This window comes from Azospirillum sp. NS33 (genome assembly GCF_059703765.1).
The window spans coordinates 148949-168455 of record NZ_BAAKJB010000005.1 but is presented as its reverse complement, the minus strand read 5'-3'; the positions used below and the strand labels follow the sequence as shown (position 1 = coordinate 168455).

The following is a 19507-nucleotide window of genomic DNA, read 5'->3' as shown; positions in this document are numbered from 1 at the left end:
TTCCATGTCACGCTTTCGCAGCCTGGTCGCCGGCGCGGTGGCCTGCGCCCTTCTCACCCTTCCCGCCGCGGTCAAGGCCGACACCCTTCAGAACGTGCTCGACGCCGGCACGCTGCGCGTCGGCGTGCTGCTGGACGCCGCCCCCTGGGGCTTCAAGGACGCCCAGGGGGAGGCGGCCGGCCTCGACGTCGACCTGGCCAAGCTGATGGCCGCCGACATGGGCGTGGACCTGGAACTGGTGGCGCTCACCGGCGCCAACCGCATCCCCAGCCTGCTGGCCGACAAGGTGGACGTCCTGGTGGCCGCCGCCGGTGCCACGTCGGAGCGGGCCTTGCAGGTCATGTTCTCCCAGCCCTACGCCGCGGTGAACCTGGGCGTCTACGGACCGCAGGCGATGGCGGCGACCAAGGACGCCGGCGCCCTCGCCGGTCACAGCATCGGCGTCGCCAAGGGCTCCACCCTGGACGTCTGGCTGACCGACAACGTCGAAGGCGCCAACATCGTCCGGTTCGAGGACACGCCGGCCGCCATCGCCGCCTATCTGGCCGGCCAGGTCGAGGCCTTCGCCGAGAACAGCGCCATCACCATGAAGGTGGCCGAGGACAACCCGGGCAAGGAGGTCGGCCTGAAGTTCCTCATCCGCCAGTCGCCGGCCCACGCCGCGGTGCGCCAGGGTGAACAGAACTTCCTCAACTGGATCAACACGTTCCTCTTCCAGAACCGGCTGAACGGCAAGCTGGCGGCGATCCAGCTGAAGTGGTTCAAGGAAGCCCAGACCCTGCCCCAGATGTGAGGCGGGGCAGACACCCGCAGCACCCACCCACGAGGACATCGATGATCAAGAGATTCCAGGTCGGCCCCCGCATGAGCCAGGCGGTCGTCAGCAACGGCATGGTCCACATCGCCGGCCAGGTCGCCGACGACCGCAAGGCCACCATCCAGGAGCAGACCCGCGGCGTGCTGGCCAAGATCGACGCCTTGCTGGCGGAGGCTGGCAGCGACCGCTCGAAGCTGGTCACGGTGAACGTGTTCCTGCCGCACATCACCGACTTCGACGCCATGAACGAGGTCTACGACGCGTGGATCGATCCGGCGAATCCGCCGGCGCGGGCCTGCGTCGAGGCGCGGCTGGCGGATCCCGACCTGCGGGTCGAGATGACGGCGCTGGCCGCCCTCTGACGGGGCCATTTCCCAACGGGACGCCGGCGGCGCGATGGGCGCGCCGCCGGCGCGAAAAGGTGTTCATCCCATGCACACTGGCGTGTTCCACGCGCTCGATTTCGCGGCCGAAGGGAAGTCGCTGAGCCATATCAGCATCCCCTTCTCGATCGATCGGTCGCCCTACCACCAGGTCAAGGTGCCGGTCTGCCGCATCCGCAACGGGTCGGGGCCGCGTATCCTTCTGATGGCCGGCAACCACGGTGACGAGTACGAGGGCGAGCTCCTTCTCGGCAAGATCTTCCGCCGCCTCGACGCCAGGGCGGTGCGCGGCGAACTGACCATCCTGCCAATCACCAACGCACCAGCGGTGCTCGCCGCGCGGCGCCGGTCCCCCCTCGACGACGGGAACCTCAACCGGGCCTTTCCCGGCGACGCCGGCGGCACCCCGACGGCGCGCCTGGCGCATTTCCTGGAACACGAGCTGTTTCCCCGCCATGACGTGGTCTTCGACATCCATGCCGGCGGCACCAGCATGGCGCATCTGCCTTGCGCCCTCATCGAGCGACAGGGGCCGCCGGACCGGCTGCGCCAGGCCATCGCCCTGATGCGGGCGCTCGGCATGCCCTATGGCTTCGTCGCGGAGAACGGGGCTGCGGCGCCGACCTCCATGGCGGCGGCGGCCCGGGCCGGGGCCATCGGCCTCAGCGGCGAGTTCGGCGGGGGCGGCACGGTGACGCCGGCGACCATGGCCGCCACGGCCCGGGCCATCGACGGCCTGCTGGTGACCCTCGGCAGCGTCGAGGCGCCGGTGCTCCGACCAACGGTGGCTGAGGTGGAGCCGATGCAACTCTTGGCGCTCGACAACCAGGACCAGCTGGTCTATGCGCACCGGCGCGGTTGGTTCGAACCGGCGGTCGAGCTCGGTGCCCGTGTCGCCGCCGGGGACGTCGCCGGCTGGTACCACGATCTGACGCGGCTCGACGCGCCCGAGGAGGAATTGCGGTTCCGCGAGGGCGGGGTCGTCATTTCGCGGCGCCTGCACACCGACAGCGACGTGGGCGACTGCCTGATCCAGGTCGCGCGTCCGGTCGACGACGCGGTTTTCGCCGCGGCGTGAGCAGGGGGAAGCGAGTGGCATGAGCGGTCGAGACGTGATGCGGCGCCCGCCGAGCATCGACGAGGTCGTCCGCGTCACCGCGCCGGGGGCTCCCGGAGCCGCGCCGCCGCGCCCCGGTCGTCCGCCGCGCATCGACGAGGTGGCGCGTCTGGCCGGGGTGTCGCCCATCACCGTGTCGCGCGCCCTGCGCCAGCCGGAAAAGGTGGCGGAGGAGAAGCGCCGGCGCATCCTGGAGGTGGTGGAGCGGACCGGCTACGCCTCAAACCCCCACGCCCGCGCCCTGCGTTCCGGCCATTCGACCATCGTCGCGGCCTTCGTATCCAACATTCTCAGCCAGCCGTTCTGCCGTGCGGTCCAGGGCTGCGCGGAGATCCTGGAGCCGCAGGGCTACCAGCTCATGATCGGCCAGACCTCGTACTCCTACGCCAAGGAGACGAGCATGATCGACAGCCTGCGGGCGCTGCGCCCGGCCGCTGTGATGTTCACGGGCGTCATCGAGATCGAGGAGAACCGGCAGGCTCTGAAGGACCTCGGCATTCCGGTGATGGAGACCTGGGCTTATCCGCGGGACCCCATTGACCTGCTGGTGGGATTTTCGAACATGGACTGCGGACGTGGTGCCGCGGAGCATTTCGCCGCCCGGGGCCATCGGCGGGTCGCGTTCATCGGCCGCCGCAGCGGCCGCGGGGCACTGCGTCTCGCCGGCTTCCGGGAGGGCGCGCGGGCGGGCGGCCTGGAGGTCGTGGCGGAACGGTCGGTCGACCGGGTCGACGGCGTGGCCGACGGGCGCGCCGCCCTGGCCGACCTGCTGGGAGAGGCGCCGGACGTCGAGGCGGTGTTCTGCGCCAACGACCTTCTGGCCATCGGCGCGCTCGTGGAGGCGCGCCACCGCTGCCTACGCGTGCCCGAGGACCTGGCCATTCTGGGCTTTGGTGACGCCGACGTGGCCGAGGAGGTGGCTCCGGGGTTGTCCACCATCGGCATCGACAGCCGTGATCTCGGTCGTCGGGCCGGCGCCCTGCTGCTGGCACGTCTGCGGGGCGAGGCGCCGGCGGCCACCACCGACGTCCTCGACCTCACCCTGGTCGAGTGCGGCAGCGTGTGAGACTCACACGCGGTGGCCCACCTCAGTGGCTGATCATCCAGGGCCGCTTGGTGGGGAAGGCCTTGGAGCCGTCCTTGCCCGTCACCACGGCGGAGCGCAGGGCCGTGGTGCCGGAGCAGCAGGAGCAGCCGGCGCCGTGCGTGCGCGCCCGGCTCTCCTTGTACTCCGCGTGTCCCACCGGGGCGTGGGCGCTGCGTTCGTTGGTCTCCACCGCGCGGCGGGTGGCGCCGTCGAGCAGGCTGAACCGCGGCGCGGTCAGGATGACGCGCGGCGCCGCGTCGCCGCACTCCGGGCAGCACGCCGGCTCGGCCGAGCGGGCCATCGGCTGGAGATCGGTGAAGGGGCCGCACTGGTCGCACAGGTACTCGTACATCGGCATCGCCGGACTCCGGTGTGGCGGGGACTGCGGGAAAAGGCCCCCTCTCCCCGCAGGGGGAGAGGGGAAGGTCTGGCACTGGCAGGGCGGGGCGTTGGACCTCAGAGGTCCGGCGCCAGCGGCACGTCGACGCTGCCGTCGACGAACTTGGTCGGCCCGTCGGCGTTGGGGCGGATGTCGAAGTCGAAGATCTCGGTCGGCAGGAACAGGGTGGCGCAGGCGTTGGGGATGTCGACCACGCCGCTGATGTGCCCCTGCACCGGTGCCGTGCCGAGGATGGCGTAGGCCTGGGCCCCGCTGTAGCCGAACTTCTTCAGGTACTCGATGGCGTTGAGGCACGCCTGGCGGTAGGCGACGTGGACGTCCAGGTAGTGCTGGGTCCCGGCCTCGTCCACCGAGATGCCCTCGAAGATGAGATAGTCGTTGTAGGTCGGGGTGATCGGGCTGGGCTTGAAGATCGGGTTCTTGATGCCGTACTTGGCGACGCCGTCCTTGATCAGGCTCACCTTCATGTGCACCCAGCCGGCCATCTCGATGGCGCCGCAGAAGGTGATCTCGCCGTCGCCCTGGCTGAAGTGCAGGTCGCCCAGCGACAGCCCGCCACCGTCGACGTAGACCGGGAAATAGACCTTGGAGCCGCGCGACAGGTCCTTGATGTCGCAGTTGCCGCCGTGCTCGCGCGGCGGCACGGTGCGCGCACCGGCGGCGGCGGCGAGGTCGCGGGCGTCGCCCTTGAGCCGGCCCATGTGGGCGGTCGGCGCGTAGGGCGGGTTGGCCAGTGGCGGCACCCGGGTGGGCGCCGTCTCCATCAGCGCCATCTCGCGGGTGTTCCACTTGGCCAGCAGGTCGGCCGAGGGCAGGCAGCCGATCAGGCCGGGGTGGACCAACCCGGCGAAGCGGACACCCGGCACGTGGCGGGAGTGGGTGTAGACGCCGGAGATGTCCCAGATCGACTTCTGCGCCTGGGGGAAATGGTCGGTGAGGAAGCCGCCGCCGTTCTGCTTGGAGAAGAAGCCGTTGAAGCCCCAGGTCTGGCTGGGGAAGGCGCCGATGTCGAGCAGGTCGACCACCAGCAGGTCGCCCGGCTCCGCCCCCTTGACGCCGATCGGGCCGGAGAGGAAGTGGACCTGGCTCAGGTCGACGTCGCGCACGTCGGCGGCGTTGTCGTCGTTGCTGATCTGCCCGCCGGTCCAGTCGAAGCACTCGACGATGAAGTCGTCGCCGGGATTGACCCACGCCACCATCGGGATGTCGGGGTGCCAGCGGTTGTGGATCATGTCGTTGTCGTAGGGCGAGCTCGACAGATCGACCTTGATGAGCGTGTCGGCCATGGTTGTTGATCTCCCTGAATCGTCTCTGGTGTGGCGGCGCCCAGGTCCGGACCGGGGGCGCCCGCCGGGGGGTCAGACCGCCAGGTAGCCGGCGATCGTCGCTTCATCCACGCGGTCGCGGCGGTCGGCATGGACGATCCGGCCGTTCTCGATCACGAGGATGCGGTCGGCGACATCGAGCACGAAGCTCAGCACCTGCTCGCACACGACGATGCACAGGTTGCGGGAGTCGCGGATGTCGCGCAGCTTGCGGGCGATTTCCTTGATGATGGAGGGCTGGATGCCTTCGGTCGGCTCGTCCAGCAGCAGCACCGAGGGGTCGCTGGCCAGCGCCCGGGCGATCGCCAGCTGCTGCTGCTGGCCGCCCGACAGGTTGCCGCCGCGCCGCCCGGAGAACTCCTGGAGGATGGGGAACAGCTCGTAGAGCTCGCCGGGCACGGCGGAGCGGCCGGTCACCACCAGCCCGGTCTCGATGTTCTCCTTCACCGTCATGGTGCCGAAGATCTGGCGGCCCTGGGGCACGTAGCCCAGGCCACTCTTGACGCGCATGTGGCTGGGCTGGGCCGTCACGTCGGTGCCGCCGACGCGGATGGCGCCGCGGCCGGCGGGCAGCACGCCGATCAGCGACTTCATCAGCGTCGACTTGCCCATGCCGTTGCGGCCGACCACCGCGACGATCTCGCCCGGTGCCACCGTGAGGTCGATGCCGTGGAGCACCTCGCTCTGGCCGTAGCTGACGTGCAGGTCCTGGATGTCGAGCATGGAGGGTCTCCCCGAGGGCTTGGTGGCGATGGCTCAGTGGCCGAGATAGACTTCGCGGACCCGCGGATTCGCCTGCACCGTCTCCATGCTGCCTTCGGCCAGGGTCTTGCCCTGGTGCAGCACGGTCACGCGGTGGGCGATCTTCTCCACGAATCCCATGTCGTGCTCGATCACCACCACGGCGCGACCCGTCGTGATGCGGTTGAGCAGTTCCGCGGTGCGCGCGCGCTCCGCCACGCTCATGCCGGCGACCGGCTCGTCGAGCATCAGCAGTTCGGGGTCCTGGATCAGCAGCATGCCGATCTCCAGCCACTGCTTCTGGCCGTGGCTCAGGGTCTCCGCGCGCTGGTCGAGGTGGGACTCCAGGAAGATGGTCTCCGCCACCTCGCGCACCCGCGCCACCACCTCGGCGCTGCGGCGGAAGCCGAGCGCGCCGAACACGCCGCGGCCGCGGGGGTAGGAGATCTCCAGGTTCTCGAACACCGTCAGGTCCTCGTAGATCGACGGGGTCTGGAACTTCCGCCCGATGCCCAGGCGCACGATCTCGTGCTCGCGCAAGGTGGTGACCTCGGTGCCCTTGAAGCGGACGGAGCCGGAGGTCGCCTTGGTGCGCCCGCAGATGAGGTCGAGCACGGTGGTCTTGCCGGCCCCGTTGGGGCCGATGATGACGCGCAGCTCGCCGCGGTCGATGTAGAGGCTGAGGTCGTTGACCGCCTTGAAGCCGTCGAACGACACGGTGAGCCCCTCCACCGCCAGCAGGAAGTCGTTGGCGGTGGCGGTGGCCGGGGTGGTGACGGTGGTGCCGTCAGAGGCAGCGGCAGCGGCGGTGGCGGGGTGAGCCGACATGATGGTCCGTCCTCCCTATTCGGCGGGGTGGGTCTGGGCGGGGGGCAGCGGGGTGCGGGTGAGGCGCGCCCGGAGCACCGGCGTCCAGTCGTTGACCAGGCCGGCGACGCCGCGCGGGAAGAACAGCACCACGGCGATGAACAGGCCGCCCAGGCCGAACAGCCACAGCTCGGGGAACTGCTCGGAGAAGGTGGTCTTGGCGGCGTTGACCAGCAGCGCCCCGAACACCGCGCCGACGATGGAGAGCCGGCCGCCGACGGCGCAGAAGATGACCATCTCGATCGACGGCACGATGCCGATGATCGACGGCGACATGAAGCCGACCTGGAGGGTGAACATCGCCCCGCCCAGCGCCGAGATCACCGCCGCGGCGCAGAAGGCGAAGATCTTGAAGTTGGCCACGTCGTAGCCGGAGAAGCGCACCCGCTCCTCCTTGTCGCGGATGGCGACGAGGATGCGGCCGAGCTTGCTGGCCAGCATGGCCCGGGCCGCCAGCATGCAGGCGAACAGCAGCGCGCCGTTGACGAAGTAGAGGACCACGCGCGCGTCGTCGGTGCGGATGTCCCAGCCCATCAGCGTGCGCAGGTCGGTGATGCCGTTGACCCCGCCGGTGTAGCCCTGCTGGCCGATGATCAGGATGGTGGCGACCGCCGCCAGGGCCTGGGTGATGATGGCGAAGTAGACGCCGCCCACCCGCCGCTTGAACATGGCGGCGCCGATCAGGTACGCCGCCGCCGCCGGCACCACGAACAGCGCCACCACGGTCAGCGGGAAGGAATGGAACGGCTCCCAGAACCACGGCAACTCGGTGATCTGGTTCCAGTCCATGAAGTCGGGGATGCCGGGGGTCGACTGGATGGCCGTGTTCTCGGGGGTCGAGGCCTCCAGCTTCAGGAACATCGCCATGCCGTAGCCGCCGATGCCGAAGAACAGGCCCTGGCCCAGGCTCAGCACCCCGGTGTAGCCCCAGCACAGCACCAGCCCCACCGCGACGAAGGCGAAGGTCAGGTACTTGCCGATCAGGTTGAGGCGGAAGTTGTCGAACAGCAGGGGGAACAGCACGAGGATGACGGCGGCGGCGGCGGCGTAGGCCAGCAGCTCGCCGGTGCGGGCGCCGAGGAGGGATTTCGACATGGCTCTACCTCCGGACCTTGAGGACGAAGAGGCCTTGCGGGCGCACCATGAGGAGTCCGATGACGAACAGCAGGGTGATCACCTTGGCGGTCGAGCCGCTGAGGAAGAACTCGAGCGTCGACTGGGACTGGGAGATGGTCAGCGCCGAGGCGATCGTGCCGATCAGGCTCTGGGCGCCGCCGAACACGACCACCAGGAAGGTGTCGACGATGTAGAGCTGCCCGGCCGTCGGCCCGGTGGAGCCGATCATGGTGAAGGCGCTGCCGGCCACCCCGGCGACCCCGCAGCCCAGGCCGAAGGTCAGGCGGTCGATGCGCCGCGTGTCGATTCCGACGGCGCCGCTCATGGTGCGGTTGACGGTGACGGCGCGCACCTGCAGGCCCCAGCGCGAGCGGAACAGCAGCAGGAAGACGCCGACGGTGATGAGGGCCGTCAGCCCCATCACGAAGAGGCCGTTGATCTGGACCTCGATGATGTCGGTGACCGGCAGCGAGCCCATCAGCCACTCCGGCAGTTCCACGCCGACCTCGCGCGCCCCGAAGATCGAGCGGTAGAGCTGCTGCAGCACCAGGCTCAGCCCCCAGGTGGCCAGCAGGGTGTCGAGCGGCCGGGCGTAGAGGTGGCGGATCAGCAGCCATTCCACCAGCAGTCCCAGCGCCCCCGACGCCAGGAAGGCCAGCACGATGGCGACGAAGAAATAGGCGGGGTAGGCCCAGGGCAGGGCGGTCTGGAAAAGGTTGCCGCAGAGATAGGTGACGTAGGCCCCGAGGATCATGAACTCGCCGTGGGCCATGTTGATGACGCCCATCTGGCCGAAGATGATCGCCAGCCCGAGCGCCATGAGGACGAAGACGGAGAAGAGGATCAATCCGGCGAAGGCCTGCATCGCGAGGATGGAGCCGAATTCGCCGAGCGAGTATCCCATCATGGGCAGGACTCCCCCTGGAGGTGCGGCGGTGCCGCCCCCACCCGCCCGGGGGCGGGTGGGGACGAAGGGTCCGGCTTACTGGTAGCCCTTGGGGAAGGGATCCGGCTCCACCAGGTCGGCGGTCTCGTAGATGACGTCGAACTGGCCGTCGCCCTGCACCCGCCCGACCCGGGTCTTGCTCCACAGGTGATGGTTGTCGTGGATGCGCACGTAGCCTTCCGGCGCCCCGGTGAACTCGATCCCCGGCGAGGCCGCGGCGATCTTGTCGATGTCGAAGCTGCCCGCCTTCTCCACCGTCAGCTTCCACAGCCAGGGCCCGAGATAGGCCGCCTGGGTGACGTCGCCGATCACCATGTCCTGGCCCCACATGTCCTTGAAGGCCTTGACGAACGCCTTGTTGTTCTCGTTCTCCAGGGACTGGAAGTATTTCATGCAGGCGTAGGCGCCGACGATGTTCTCGCCGCCGATGCCGCGGATCTCGTCCTCGGTCACCGAGATGGTCAGCAGGGTTTGCCCCTTCTCCAGGTCGAAGCCGGCCGCCTTGAGCTGCTTGTAGAAGGCGACGTTCGAGCCGCCGACGATGATGGCGTAGATCACGTCGGGCTTGCGCAGCTTGATCTTGTTGATGGCGCTGTTGAACTGGGTGTGCCCGAGCGGGAAGTACTCCTCGCCGGCGACCTTCAGACCCAGCACGTTCTCGATGTGCTTGCGCGCGATCTTGTTGGAGGTGCGCGGCCAGATGTAGTCGGAACCGAGGAGGTAGAAGCTCTTGGCGCCCTTCTCCTTGACCACCCAGTCGAGCCCGGCGATGATCTGCTGCGTCGCCTCCTGCCCGGTGTAGATGACGTTCTTCGACTGCTCCAGGCCCTCGTAGAAGGTGGGATAGTAGAGCATGCCGTTGTACTGCTCGAACACCGGCAGCACCGCCTTGCGCGAGGCGGAGGTCCAGCAGCCGAACACCGACGCCACCTTGTCCTGGACCAGCAGCTTCTTGGCCTTCTCGGCGAAGGTCGGCCAGTCGCTGGCGCCATCCTCCTGGATGAACTCGATCTTGCGGCCGAGCACGCCGCCCATGGCGTTGATCTGCTCGATCGCCAGCTTCTCCGCCTGCACCGAACCTGTCTCGGAGATCGACATGGTGCCGGTGACCGAATGCAGGATGCCGACCTTCACCGTGCTGTCGGTGACGGCCAGGCCGGTGGTGTTGATGGCGGCGGTGGCCGGCGTCTGCGCCCGCGCCACCGCCGGCAGCATCGCGGCGGCCGGCAGGGCCGCCATGCCCATCAGGAGCTTGCGGCGCAGCGGCGACGCGAGACCCATCTTCATGCCGTTGTGAGACATGATCCCTCTCCTGTTCATTGTGTGCGGGTGTTCCGGGTGTGCGGGTGTTCCGGGCAGCGGACCGTCGAGGGTCCGTGCGGTGGTGCCAACGTTCCGCCCGATGCCGCAGCGCAGCAATACGTTAAATGACGTATGGTCGCGACGAGCCCCTTGCATTACCCTCCAATGTGAAATGGAAAATCCTGCCTATCGCTTGGGCTTTGTAGAAATAAGTGATATGTCCAAGTGAACCGTCAGACGTTCCCTCAATCGATGCGACGCAATATGCTTGAAGAGACTTGGTGAACGATCTATCGTTCGCGGGGGCGCCACCGGCATCTTTTGGTTCTGCTGCTTCAGTCCGGCGCCGCAGGGGGGCAGGTTGATAGCGCGTCAGAAAATCGTCCGGGTGCGCAGGCGCTACAATCAGTGGGTGGCGAACCAGACGCTCGAGGACTACGCGCTGCGCTTCACGGCGGAGAGCGCGCGGCGATGGTCGCCGATGCGGGTGGCCAACACCGCGCTGGGGGCCATCTCCTTCCTGGCGCTGGAGGCGATCGGCGGCACGGTGACGCTGGCCTACGGGTTCGACAACGCGGTGCCGGCGATCCTGGTGGCCGGTCTGGTGATCTTCCTCACCAGCGTCCCGATCGCCCACCACGCCGTCCGCTACGGCGTCGACATCGACCTGCTGACGCGCGGCGCGGGCTTCGGCTACATCGGCTCGACCATCACCTCGCTGATCTACGCCTCCTTCACCTTCCTGTTCTTCGCCCTGGAGGGGGTGATCCTGGCCCAGGCGCTGGAGCTCTGCTTCGGCATCCCGCGGCTGCTGGGCTATCTGCTCGGGGCGGCGGTGGTGATCCCGCTGGTGACCCACGGCATCACCTTCATCAGCCGCTTCCAGGTGTGGACCCAGCCGCTGTGGGTGGCGCTGCAGGTCCTGCCCTTCGGCTGGCTGATGGTCGAGCGGCCGGAGCTGGTGGCGCAATGGACCGGCTTCGACGCGCCGGCCCCGGACGGCTTCGACCTACTCAAGTTCGGCGCCGCGACCACCATCCTCTGCTCCCTGGTGGCGCAGATCGGCGAGCAGGTGGACTTCCTGCGCTTCCTGCCGCGGCGCGAGGGCAAGCCCATGTGGTGGGTGGCGCTGCTGGCGGCCGGGCCGGGCTGGGCCGTCGTCGGCACCCTGAAGCTGCTGGCCGGCTCCTTCCTGGTGGTGCTGACCCTGGGCAACGGCCTCGAACCGGAGCTGGCGGCCGAGCCGACGCAGATGTACCTCGCCGCCTTCGGCGCCATGCTGGGTCCCGGCGGCACCGCGGCGGTGGCGGTGACCGGCGTGTTCGTCATCGTCTGCCAGCTCAAGATCAACGTCACCAACGCCTATGCGGGGTCGCTGGCGTGGTCGAACTTCTTTTCCCGGCTGACCCACAGCCATCCCGGCCGGGTCGTCTGGCTGGTGTTCAACGTGGTCATCGCCACGCTGCTGATGGTGTTCGGCGTCTACTCCTCGCTGGAGCAGATCCTCGCCCTCTACTCCGTGGTCGCCATCGCCTGGGTCGGCGCCATGGTGGCCGACCTGACGGTGAGCAAGCCGCTGGGGCTGAGCCCGCGCCACATCGAGTTCAAGCGCGCCCACCTCTACGACATCAACCCCGTGGGCCCGGGCGCCATGGCGCTGGCGGTGCTGGTGGCGGGGTGCGCCCACAGCGGGCTGTTCGGGGCCGTGCCCCAGGCCTTCACCGCGTTCGTGGCGCTGGGCACCGCCTTCGTCGCCGCGCCGGCGCTGGCCGCCCTCACGGGGGGGCGCTACTACCTCGCCCGCCCCTCCACGGAACCGCCGGCGGGGGTGGGGGCCATGGTGCGCTGCTGCATCTGCCGCCACCGCTTCGAGCCGGCCGACATGGCCTTCTGCCCGGCGTACGACGGGGCGATCTGCTCGCTCTGCTGCACCCTCGACGCGCGCTGCCAGGACGGCTGCAAGCCGCGGGCGCGGCTGTCGGACCAGATCCAGGACCTGGTGCGGGCGGTCCTGCCGGCGCGCCTGGCGGCCCGCCTCAACTCCCGCTTCGGCCACTACCTGGCGCTGCTGGCCGTCTCCTACACCGTGCTGGGCGCGGTGCTGCTGCTGATCCACGCCAATCTGGCGCTGACGGGGGGCGACGCCGATCTCTCCATGCTGCGCCGCGGCTTCTGGATGGTCTTCGTCATCCTCGCCATCGTCGCCGGGGTGGCGGCCTGGCTGTTCGTCCTGGCCCAGGAGAGCCGCAGCGTCGCCGAGGAGGAATCGCGCCGCCAGACCGGGCTGCTGCTGCAGGAGATCGCCGCCCACGAGCGCACCGACGCGGCGTTGCAGAAGGCCAAGGAGGCGGCGGAATCGGCCAACCTCGCCAAGACCCGCTACGTCGTCGGCATCAGCCACGAGCTGCGCGCGCCGCTGAACGCCATCCTCGGCTACGCCCAGCTCCTCGACGCCGACGACAGCATCCCGCCGCACCGCCGTGACGCGGTGCGGGTGATGCGGCGGTCGTCGGAGCACCTGTCCGGCCTCATCGAGGGGCTGCTGGACATCTCGCGCATCGAGGCGGGCCACGTGAAGCTGTACCGCGACGAGGTGCGCATCGGCGAGTTCCTGGAGCAGTTCGCCGGGATGTTCCGCATGCAGGCGGAAGCCAAGGGCCTGCAGTTCCGCTACGAGCGTCCCGACAGCCTGCCGGTCGCCGTGCGCACCGACGAGCGGCGGCTGCGCCAGATCCTGTTCAACCTGCTGTCCAACGCGGTGAAGTTCACCCGCGGCGGCCACGTGGCGCTGCGCCTGCGCTACCGCAGCCAGGTGGCGGAATTCGAGGTCGCGGACAGCGGCCCCGGCATTCCGCCCGAGGACAGCGAGCGCATCTTCGAGCCGTTCGAGCGGGGCAGCGACGCCGGCGTGCGGCGGCTGCCCGGCATCGGCCTGGGGCTGACCATCACCAAGCTGCTGGCCGAGGTGCTGGGCGGCCAGATCTCGGTGTCCAGCACGGTGGGGCAGGGCAGCGTCTTCCGCGTCAAGCTGCACCTGCCGGAGGTGACCGAGCCGCGCCGCGACGGGCGGCCGACCCGCGCGGTGGGCTACCACGGGCGGCGCATCGTCGTGCTGGTGGCCGACGACGACGTCGACCACCGCGACCTGCTGCGCGACCTGCTGGTGCCGCTGGGGTTCCTGGTGCAGACCGCGCCCGACGGGGCGACCTGCCTGGACATGGCCGAGTCGGGGCGGCCCGACCTGGTGCTGCTGGACATCTCCATGCCCGACATCGACGGCTGGGAGGTGGCCCGGGCGCTGCGCGAGCGCGGGCCGCAGCGCACCGCCATCGTCATGATCTCGGCCAACGGCCACGAATACCGCCGCGGCGACGGCGACCCCCACGACGACTTCCTGCTGAAGCCGGTCGACCTCGACCTGCTGGTCGACACCATCGGCACCCTGCTGGGCGTGGAGTGGGTGCGCCGCGACGCGCCGGAGCCCGGCGGGCCGGAGCGGCGGCCGGCGGTGCCGCTGCCGCCGCGCCACCTCGACGAGCTGCAGAGCCTGGGCGCCATCGGCTACGTCCGCGGCATCCTCGCCAAGCTGGACGCCATCGACGCCGAGGAGGCGGAGCACGCCGAGGCGACGGCGTCCTTGCGCGCCCTGGTGCGCGACTTCGATCTCAAACGCTTCATGGCAACGCTGGAGGGTATGCGTGTCCGGGTCGAATGACGTCGCCTCGCGCGACATCGTCCTCGTCGTCGACGACGCTCCGGATTCCCTGAGCCTGCTGACCGACGCGCTGGAGGAGGCGGGGCTGACCGTGCTGGTCGCCCTCGACGGGCCGGCGGCGCTGGAGCTCCTCGACCGCATCACGCCGGACATCGTGCTGCTCGACGCGGTGATGCCGGGCATGGACGGCTTCGAGACCTGCCGGCGGCTGAAGAGCCGGGGCCACCTCGCCGACCTGCCCGTCATCTTCATGACCGGGCTGAGCGAGACCGAGCATGTGGTGCGCGGCTTCGAGGCCGGCGGCACCGACTACGTCACCAAGCCGATCATCCCGCGCGAGCTGATCGCCCGCACCCGCGTCCACCTGGCCAACGCGCGGATGACGCGCAGCGCCCGCGTCGCCCTGGACGCCACCGGGCGGTTCCTGTTCGCCGCCGACACCGCGGGCCGCGTGCGCTGGTGCACGCCCCAGGCGGCCCAGCTGCTGGCCGAGGTGCTGGGCGCCCCGGACGCGGCCCTGCCGCCCGATGTCGGCGTCTGGCTGGCGGCCAGCGCCGCCCACGGCCCCGCCGACGGCCCGCTGCTGGCCGGCGACGGCAGCCGCGCCGTGCGCGTCGCCTATGTCGGCCGGATCGGGCCGGACGAGCACCTGCTGCGACTCGCCGAGGCGACGGCGGGCGGTCCCGAGGGCATGCTGAAGGAGCGGCTGGCGCTGACCGCGCGCGAGGCGGAGGTGCTGCTGTGGCTGGCCCGCGGCAAGCCGAACCGGGACATCGCCGAGATCCTCGGGCTCAGCCCGCGCACGGTCAACAAGCACCTCGAGACGATCTTCGCCAAGCTCGGCGTCGAGAACCGCACCGCCGCCGCCACCCTGGCGATCCGCACCATGGGCGAGGCGGCGTAGGGGCCCGGGCGCGGCGGCGGCTCCGACCGCGGGTCAGAGTCCCAGGCGCAGGCGCTGCAGCAGGTCGACCAGCCCCTCCTCCGACACCAGCAGGGCGGCCTGGGACGGCCGCATCCAGCGTCGCTCGCGCTGCGCCTTTTCCGGCCAGTCGTCGAGTTCCTCGTCGACGTGCAGGGGGTAGACGTCGACGACGCACGGCACCGAGCGTCGGGACGTCAGGCGCTTGTCGTAGCGGTAGGTGCCGATCGGCTGCTCGCCCACCGTGCCGCGCAGCCCGGCCTCCTCGAACGCCTCCTGCGCCGCCATGTCGTGGGGATCGACGCCCTTTTCCAGCCAGCCCTTCGGGATGATCCAGCGACGGGTCTCGCGCGAGGTGATCAGCATGACCCGCAACCCGTCGTCGACCGTGTACGGCAGCGCGGCGCACTGCCGGTGCGTTTTCTGTCGTGCCATGGAACACCGAACGTGCGGGCCGGCCGATGGATCCCCCCGGACCCCCGGATCGGCCGGAAGACATAGGGTGCCGACCCGGATCCGTTGTGTGGGACGGAACCCGAAAAGACCAGAAAAAAGACCGCCGGGGAATCCCCGGCGGCCCGAGTCTTGGGAGGAAACGCAGGAATGCGTCTGAACCAACACTATTGCAGTGCAGCACCGTTGGACAACCAACCTCTTCTTATGGGAGCCATGCACATTCCGCATGCACATTGGCGAACGCGCAAAACTTAGGCAGATCGACCGCGCCCGTGGCGCCGTCCCGGAGGCGCGGGGGTGCGGCACGATTTCAATTGTGCAAAATAGAATTGTGCGTCATATGTATCCCCGTGAACGCAACCGGGCGGGCGGGACCCGCACCGCCCCCGTGTCAGGAAGGGATTGCCATGAAGATCGTCTACACGACCAAGGCGACCGCGGCCGGTGGCCGCGACGGCCGGGCCGAGACCGACGACGGCCTGCTGTCGGTCAACCTCGCCGTGCCCAAGGAGATGGGCGGCAAGGGCGGGGCCACCAACCCCGAGCAGCTGTTCGCCGCGGGCTATTCCGCCTGCTTCCTCGGCGCCATGAAGTTCGTCGGCCAGCGCGACAAGCTCGCGGTGCCGGCGGACGTGGCGGTCACCGCCCAGGTGGGCATCGGCCCGCGCGACGACGGGCAGGGCTTCGGCATCGCCGTCGACCTCACGGTGTCCCTGCCGGGCCTGGACCGTGCCGCGGCGGAGGACCTGGTCGCCCGCGCCCATGTGGTCTGCCCCTACAGCCACGCGACCAAGGGCAACATCGCCGTGACCACCGCGATTGCCTGATCGGGGTTGCCTGATCGGGGTCGCCTGATCGGTGGCGCGGGGGGCCGACCGGTTCCCCGCCCACGCCGTTCCCTGGTAGAAGGGGAACGGCGCGCGCCGCCTTCCCTCCGGACGGGTCCATGAACGCGAACGACGGCCTGCTTCTGTCCAACCAGCTCTGCTTCGCGCTCTACGCGGCGCAGCACGCGATGATGCGGGTCTACCGTCCCATCCTGGACGCGCTGGGCCTGACCTATCCCCAGTATCTGGTCCTGCTCCTGCTGTGGGAGCGCGACGGCCCAGCGGTGAAGGAGCTGGGCGAACGGCTGGGTCTCGACAGCGGCACCCTCACCCCCTTGCTCAAGCGCCTCGAGGGGCAGGCGATGGTGCGGCGCGTGCGGGACACCGCCGACGAGCGGATCGTGCGCATCCACCTCACCGACGCCGGCCGCGCCCTGCGGGAGCGGGCCGCCTGCGTTCCCGGCGCGATCGCCGCCGCCAGCGGCCTTTCGCTGGACCAGGTCACCGCGTTGCGCCGCGACCTCGAGGGGCTGCGCGCCGCCCTCGCCGAGAGCGGGGCGTTCGGCGACCGGTAGCCCAGCGGTCGCCCGCCGGTCGCCCGGCGATCGCCCCGGCCGCCGGTCCCCGTCAGCCGGTGCCGCGCCCCGCCGGATGGAGGCGCGCCCGGGCGACCCGCAGCACCGCCGCGGTGAGACGGCCCAGGGTGGCGCTGGCGATCCGGCTCGCCTGCCAGACCAGCGGGACGTCGAGGGGCCGTCCCGGGAGCAGCGCCACCAGGCGGCCGTCGCGCAGGTGACCGGCCACCAGCGGCTCCGGGTTCATGCCCCACCCCAGCCCGGCCAGGGCGGCGTCGACGAAGGCGTGGGTCGAGGGCAGCCAATGGCTGGGCGGCGACGCGGTGGTTCCCGCAACCCGTTGCAGCCACTGCGCCTGCAGCCGGTCCTTGCGGTTGAAGGTGAGGCACGGCGCCATTGCCAGGGCGGGTTCCGTCACGCCGTCCGCGAAATGGCGGGCGACGAAGGCCGGGCTGGCGGTGGCCACGTAGCGCAGGGCGCCCAGGGCATGGGTGTCGCAGCCGGCAACCGTGCGGTCGCTGGCGGTCACCGCGGCCAGCACCTCGCCCTGGCGCAACCAGTCGGCGCTGTGGTCCTGGTCGTCCAGCACCAGGTCGAAGAGGCCGTCGCCGGCCGCCGCCATGGCGGGGACGAACCAGGTGGCCAGGCTGTCGGCGTTGACCGCGACCCGCAGCGTCACCGGCCCGCCGCCGGTGAGGCCGTCGACCCCGGGCAGGGACTCGCCCAGCTCCGCCTCCAGCAGCGCCACCCGCTCCACGTGCTGGCACAGGCGCCGCCCCGCCGGCGTGGCGGTGCAGGGCTGGCCGCGCACGACCAGCACCCCGCCCACCCGCTCCTCCAGCAGCTTGACCCGTTGCGACACCGCCGACGGCGTGACGTGGAGCTGCCGCGCCGCCCGCTCGAAGCTGCCGGTGCGCACCACCGCGGCGACCGCGGCGAGGAGGGCGTAGTCCAGCATGGATTAGACCTGCTAAGTCCGCGACAGGAGCATTAACGTTCCTAATGACCTGGGGGGTGATACCACGGTCCCGCATCGCACGCGAAGGGGAACCGTCATGCTCATCGCCGCCACGTCGGGGTTCGGCCTCGGGCTCAGCCTGATCGTCGCCATCGGCGCCCAGAACGCCTTCGTCCTGCGCCAGGGCCTGCGCGGCCACCACGTGACGGCCGTCTGCCTCGTCTGCGCGCTGTCCGACGCCGTCCTGATCCTGGCCGGCGTCTCCGGATTCGCCGGGGCCGCGGCGTGGCTGCCCTGGCTCGACCCGGCCGCACGCTGGGGCGGTGCGGCCTTCCTGGTCGCCTACGGGCTGCGCAGCGCCTGGGCGGCGGTGCGCGGGGACGGTGCCCTGAACGCCGCCGGCGGCGATGCCGGCCCGCTGGCGCCGACCCTGGCGACCGCCCTCGCCCTGACCTGGCTCAACCCGCACGTCTACCTCGACACGGTGGTTCTGGTCGGCGGTGTCTCGACCCGGTTCGCCGAGGCGCGGTGGGCCTTCGCGGCCGGTGCCGTGGCCGCCTCCTTCGCGTTCTTCTTCGCGCTGGGCCACGGCGCCCGCCGGCTGCGCCCGCTGTTCGCGCGGCCCGCCGCGTGGCGCGCGCTGGAAGGGGGCGTCGCCCTGGTCATGTGGACGATCGCCGCCGGGCTGCTGGCGTGAGGGAGCCGCGGCGTTGCGCCGCGGGGCTTGCCTTTCGTTGCGGTTGAAACAATCTGTCCTCCCAACCCCTGCGGGGCCAAGGGAGGGCCGCGATGAAGCACTACATCTCGTTCCCGCGGATCGAGGGCACGGCGTCGCGCCAGGCCCACGCCGACCTGCCGCCGGGCACCTACGAGCGCGAGCTGGGGAAGGAGGGGTTCTTCGGCCCGGCCACCCACATGTACCACCGCCATCCGCCCACGGGGTGGACCGCCTGGGAAGGGCCGCTGCGGCCCCGCGCCTTCGACCTCGCCCGGCTGGAGGGGCCGCAGCCCTCGCCGTGGGACGCCGCCCCGGTGCTGCACAACGCCGCCGTCAGCATCCGCCTGTGGCGGGCACCCGGCGCCATGGACCACCTCGCCCGCAACGCCGACGGCGACGAGCTGCTGTTCGTCCACGCCGGGCGCGGCGACCTCTACTGCGACTTCGGCCACCTGGCGATCCGGGCCGGCGACTACGTGGTGCTGCCGCGCTCCACCATGTGGCGGCTGGACTGCGCCGAGCCGGTGACGGCGCTGCTGGTGGAGGCCACCGGCGCCACCTACCGTCTGCCCGACAAGGGCATGCTGGGGCCGCACGCCCTCTTCGATCCGGCGCTGCTGGACGTGCCGGCGCTGGACGAGGCCTTCCGGGCGCAGCAGGACGAGCGGGAGTGGCGGGTGCGCGTCAAGCGGCGCGGCGCGGTCACCACCGTCACCTTCCCCTTCAACCCGCTCGACGCGGTGGGCTGGAAGGGCGATCTCGCGGCCGTGCGCATCAACATCGCCGACATCCGGCCGCTGATGAGCCACCGCTACCACCTGCCGCCCAGCGCCCACACCACCTTCGTCGCCGACCGCTTCGTCGTCTGCACCTTCGCGCCGCGCCCCTTCGAGAGCGATCCCGGCGCCCTGAAGGTGCCGTTCTTCCACAACAACGACGACTACGACGAGGTGCTGTTCTACCACGCCGGAACCTTCTTCTCGCGCGACAACATCCACCCGGGGATGATGACCTTCCACCCCTGCGGCTTCACCCACGGGCCGCACCCCAAGGCGCTGGGCAACGCCTTCACGCCGAAGGCACCGGCGACCGACGAATACGCCGTGATGATCGACAGCCGCGACGCGCTGGAGGTGGGCAACGCCGCCCGCACGGTGGAATGGGATGGGTACGTGGACAGCTGGAAGACGCCGGCGCCGCCCCGGGCGGCCGAGTGACCGGCGCGCGACCGAGGG

General features: G+C 70.4%; 19 protein-coding genes. 10 read left to right on the top strand and 9 right to left on the bottom strand.

Annotated elements, in window-relative coordinates; translation table 11 throughout:
- The first annotated feature begins 4 nt into the window (after positions 1-4).
- The 4 genes from AC6H2I_RS07210 (at position 5) to AC6H2I_RS07195 (ending at position 3383) form a co-directional block, all read left to right on the top strand.
- Positions 5-793: a transporter substrate-binding domain-containing protein gene (locus AC6H2I_RS07210; RefSeq protein ID WP_497499913.1), complete on the top strand. Its 789-nt coding sequence runs from the start codon at positions 5-7 to the stop codon at positions 791-793.
- A gap of 41 nt (positions 794-834) precedes the next feature.
- Complete coding sequence (locus tag AC6H2I_RS07205; RefSeq protein ID WP_497499912.1) at positions 835-1179, top strand: RidA family protein; 345 nt, start codon at positions 835-837, stop codon at positions 1177-1179.
- A gap of 70 nt (positions 1180-1249) precedes the next feature.
- The gene (locus AC6H2I_RS07200) at positions 1250-2278 is read left to right on the top strand and encodes a deacylase (RefSeq protein ID WP_497499911.1); all 1029 of its coding nucleotides are present in this window, start codon (positions 1250-1252) and stop codon (positions 2276-2278) included.
- A 19-nt stretch (positions 2279-2297) separates the two neighbouring features.
- The gene (locus AC6H2I_RS07195; protein WP_497499910.1) at positions 2298-3383 is read left to right on the top strand and encodes a LacI family DNA-binding transcriptional regulator; all 1086 of its coding nucleotides are present in this window, start codon (positions 2298-2300) and stop codon (positions 3381-3383) included.
- Positions 3384-3405: 22 nt separating this feature from the next.
- On the opposite strand, the gene AC6H2I_RS07190 is transcribed toward AC6H2I_RS07195, so the two are convergent.
- The 7 genes from AC6H2I_RS07190 to urtA all read right to left on the bottom strand — a co-directional run bounded on the left by AC6H2I_RS07190 (position 3406) and on the right by urtA (position 10101).
- On the bottom strand, positions 3406-3762 hold the full coding sequence (locus tag AC6H2I_RS07190) for an FmdB family zinc ribbon protein (protein WP_497499909.1): 357 nt from the start codon (positions 3760-3762) through the stop codon (positions 3406-3408).
- Between the two features lie 98 nt (positions 3763-3860).
- Entirely contained in the window at positions 3861-5090 is a 1230-nt protein-coding gene (gene fmdA / locus AC6H2I_RS07185) for a formamidase (protein WP_497499908.1), read from the bottom strand.
- Positions 5091-5162: 72 nt separating this feature from the next.
- Positions 5163-5852 carry an urea ABC transporter ATP-binding subunit UrtE gene (gene urtE / locus AC6H2I_RS07180; RefSeq protein ID WP_497499907.1) on the bottom strand — a complete coding sequence of 230 codons (690 nt, stop codon included), beginning with the start codon at positions 5850-5852 and terminating at the stop codon, positions 5163-5165.
- A gap of 33 nt (positions 5853-5885) precedes the next feature.
- Positions 5886-6698, bottom strand: coding sequence for an urea ABC transporter ATP-binding protein UrtD (gene urtD, locus AC6H2I_RS07175; RefSeq protein WP_497499906.1), 813 nt, complete (start codon positions 6696-6698; stop codon positions 5886-5888).
- A 15-nt stretch (positions 6699-6713) separates the two neighbouring features.
- A complete protein-coding gene (urtC, locus tag AC6H2I_RS07170; RefSeq protein ID WP_497499905.1) occupies positions 6714-7832 on the bottom strand; it encodes an urea ABC transporter permease subunit UrtC in 1119 nt (372 codons plus the stop codon).
- A 4-nt stretch (positions 7833-7836) separates the two neighbouring features.
- The gene (gene urtB, locus AC6H2I_RS07165; protein ID WP_497499904.1) at positions 7837-8760 is read right to left on the bottom strand and encodes an urea ABC transporter permease subunit UrtB; all 924 of its coding nucleotides are present in this window, start codon (positions 8758-8760) and stop codon (positions 7837-7839) included.
- A gap of 75 nt (positions 8761-8835) precedes the next feature.
- Positions 8836-10101, bottom strand: coding sequence for an urea ABC transporter substrate-binding protein (gene urtA / locus AC6H2I_RS07160; RefSeq protein ID WP_497499903.1), 1266 nt, complete (start codon positions 10099-10101; stop codon positions 8836-8838).
- A 388-nt stretch (positions 10102-10489) separates the two neighbouring features.
- On the opposite strand from urtA, the gene AC6H2I_RS07155 reads away from it, so the two are divergent.
- Both AC6H2I_RS07155 and AC6H2I_RS07150 read left to right on the top strand, forming a co-directional pair.
- Positions 10490-13816, top strand: coding sequence for an ATP-binding protein (locus AC6H2I_RS07155; RefSeq protein WP_497499902.1), 3327 nt, complete (start codon positions 10490-10492; stop codon positions 13814-13816).
- Positions 13800-14720, top strand: coding sequence for a response regulator transcription factor (locus tag AC6H2I_RS07150; RefSeq protein WP_497499901.1), 921 nt, complete (start codon positions 13800-13802; stop codon positions 14718-14720). Before AC6H2I_RS07155 ends, AC6H2I_RS07150 begins: the two co-directional genes overlap by 17 nt.
- A 33-nt stretch (positions 14721-14753) precedes the next feature.
- Here AC6H2I_RS07150 and AC6H2I_RS07145 read toward each other — a convergent pair whose 3' ends face one another.
- Complete coding sequence (locus AC6H2I_RS07145) at positions 14754-15173, bottom strand: NUDIX hydrolase (RefSeq protein ID WP_497499900.1); 420 nt, start codon at positions 15171-15173, stop codon at positions 14754-14756.
- 428 nt (positions 15174-15601) lie between these two features.
- On the opposite strand from AC6H2I_RS07145, the gene AC6H2I_RS07140 reads away from it, so the two are divergent.
- Positions 15602-16021, top strand: coding sequence for an organic hydroperoxide resistance protein (locus AC6H2I_RS07140; RefSeq protein ID WP_497499899.1), 420 nt, complete (start codon positions 15602-15604; stop codon positions 16019-16021).
- Positions 16022-16140: 119 nt separating this feature from the next.
- On the top strand, positions 16141-16596 hold the full coding sequence (locus tag AC6H2I_RS07135) for a MarR family winged helix-turn-helix transcriptional regulator (RefSeq protein WP_497499898.1): 456 nt from the start codon (positions 16141-16143) through the stop codon (positions 16594-16596).
- Positions 16597-16648: 52 nt separating this feature from the next.
- On the opposite strand, the gene AC6H2I_RS07130 is transcribed toward AC6H2I_RS07135, so the two are convergent.
- Positions 16649-17554, bottom strand: a complete 906-nt coding sequence (locus tag AC6H2I_RS07130; RefSeq protein WP_497499897.1) for a LysR family transcriptional regulator ArgP — start codon at positions 17552-17554, stop codon at positions 16649-16651.
- A 97-nt stretch (positions 17555-17651) separates the two neighbouring features.
- Between AC6H2I_RS07130 and AC6H2I_RS07125 the strand changes: the two genes are divergently transcribed.
- A complete protein-coding gene (locus AC6H2I_RS07125) occupies positions 17652-18251 on the top strand; it encodes a LysE/ArgO family amino acid transporter (RefSeq protein WP_497499896.1) in 600 nt (199 codons plus the stop codon).
- 92 nt (positions 18252-18343) lie between these two features.
- Complete coding sequence (locus tag AC6H2I_RS07120; RefSeq protein ID WP_497499895.1) at positions 18344-19489, top strand: homogentisate 1,2-dioxygenase; 1146 nt, start codon at positions 18344-18346, stop codon at positions 19487-19489.
- Positions 19490-19507: the final 18 nt, after the last annotated feature.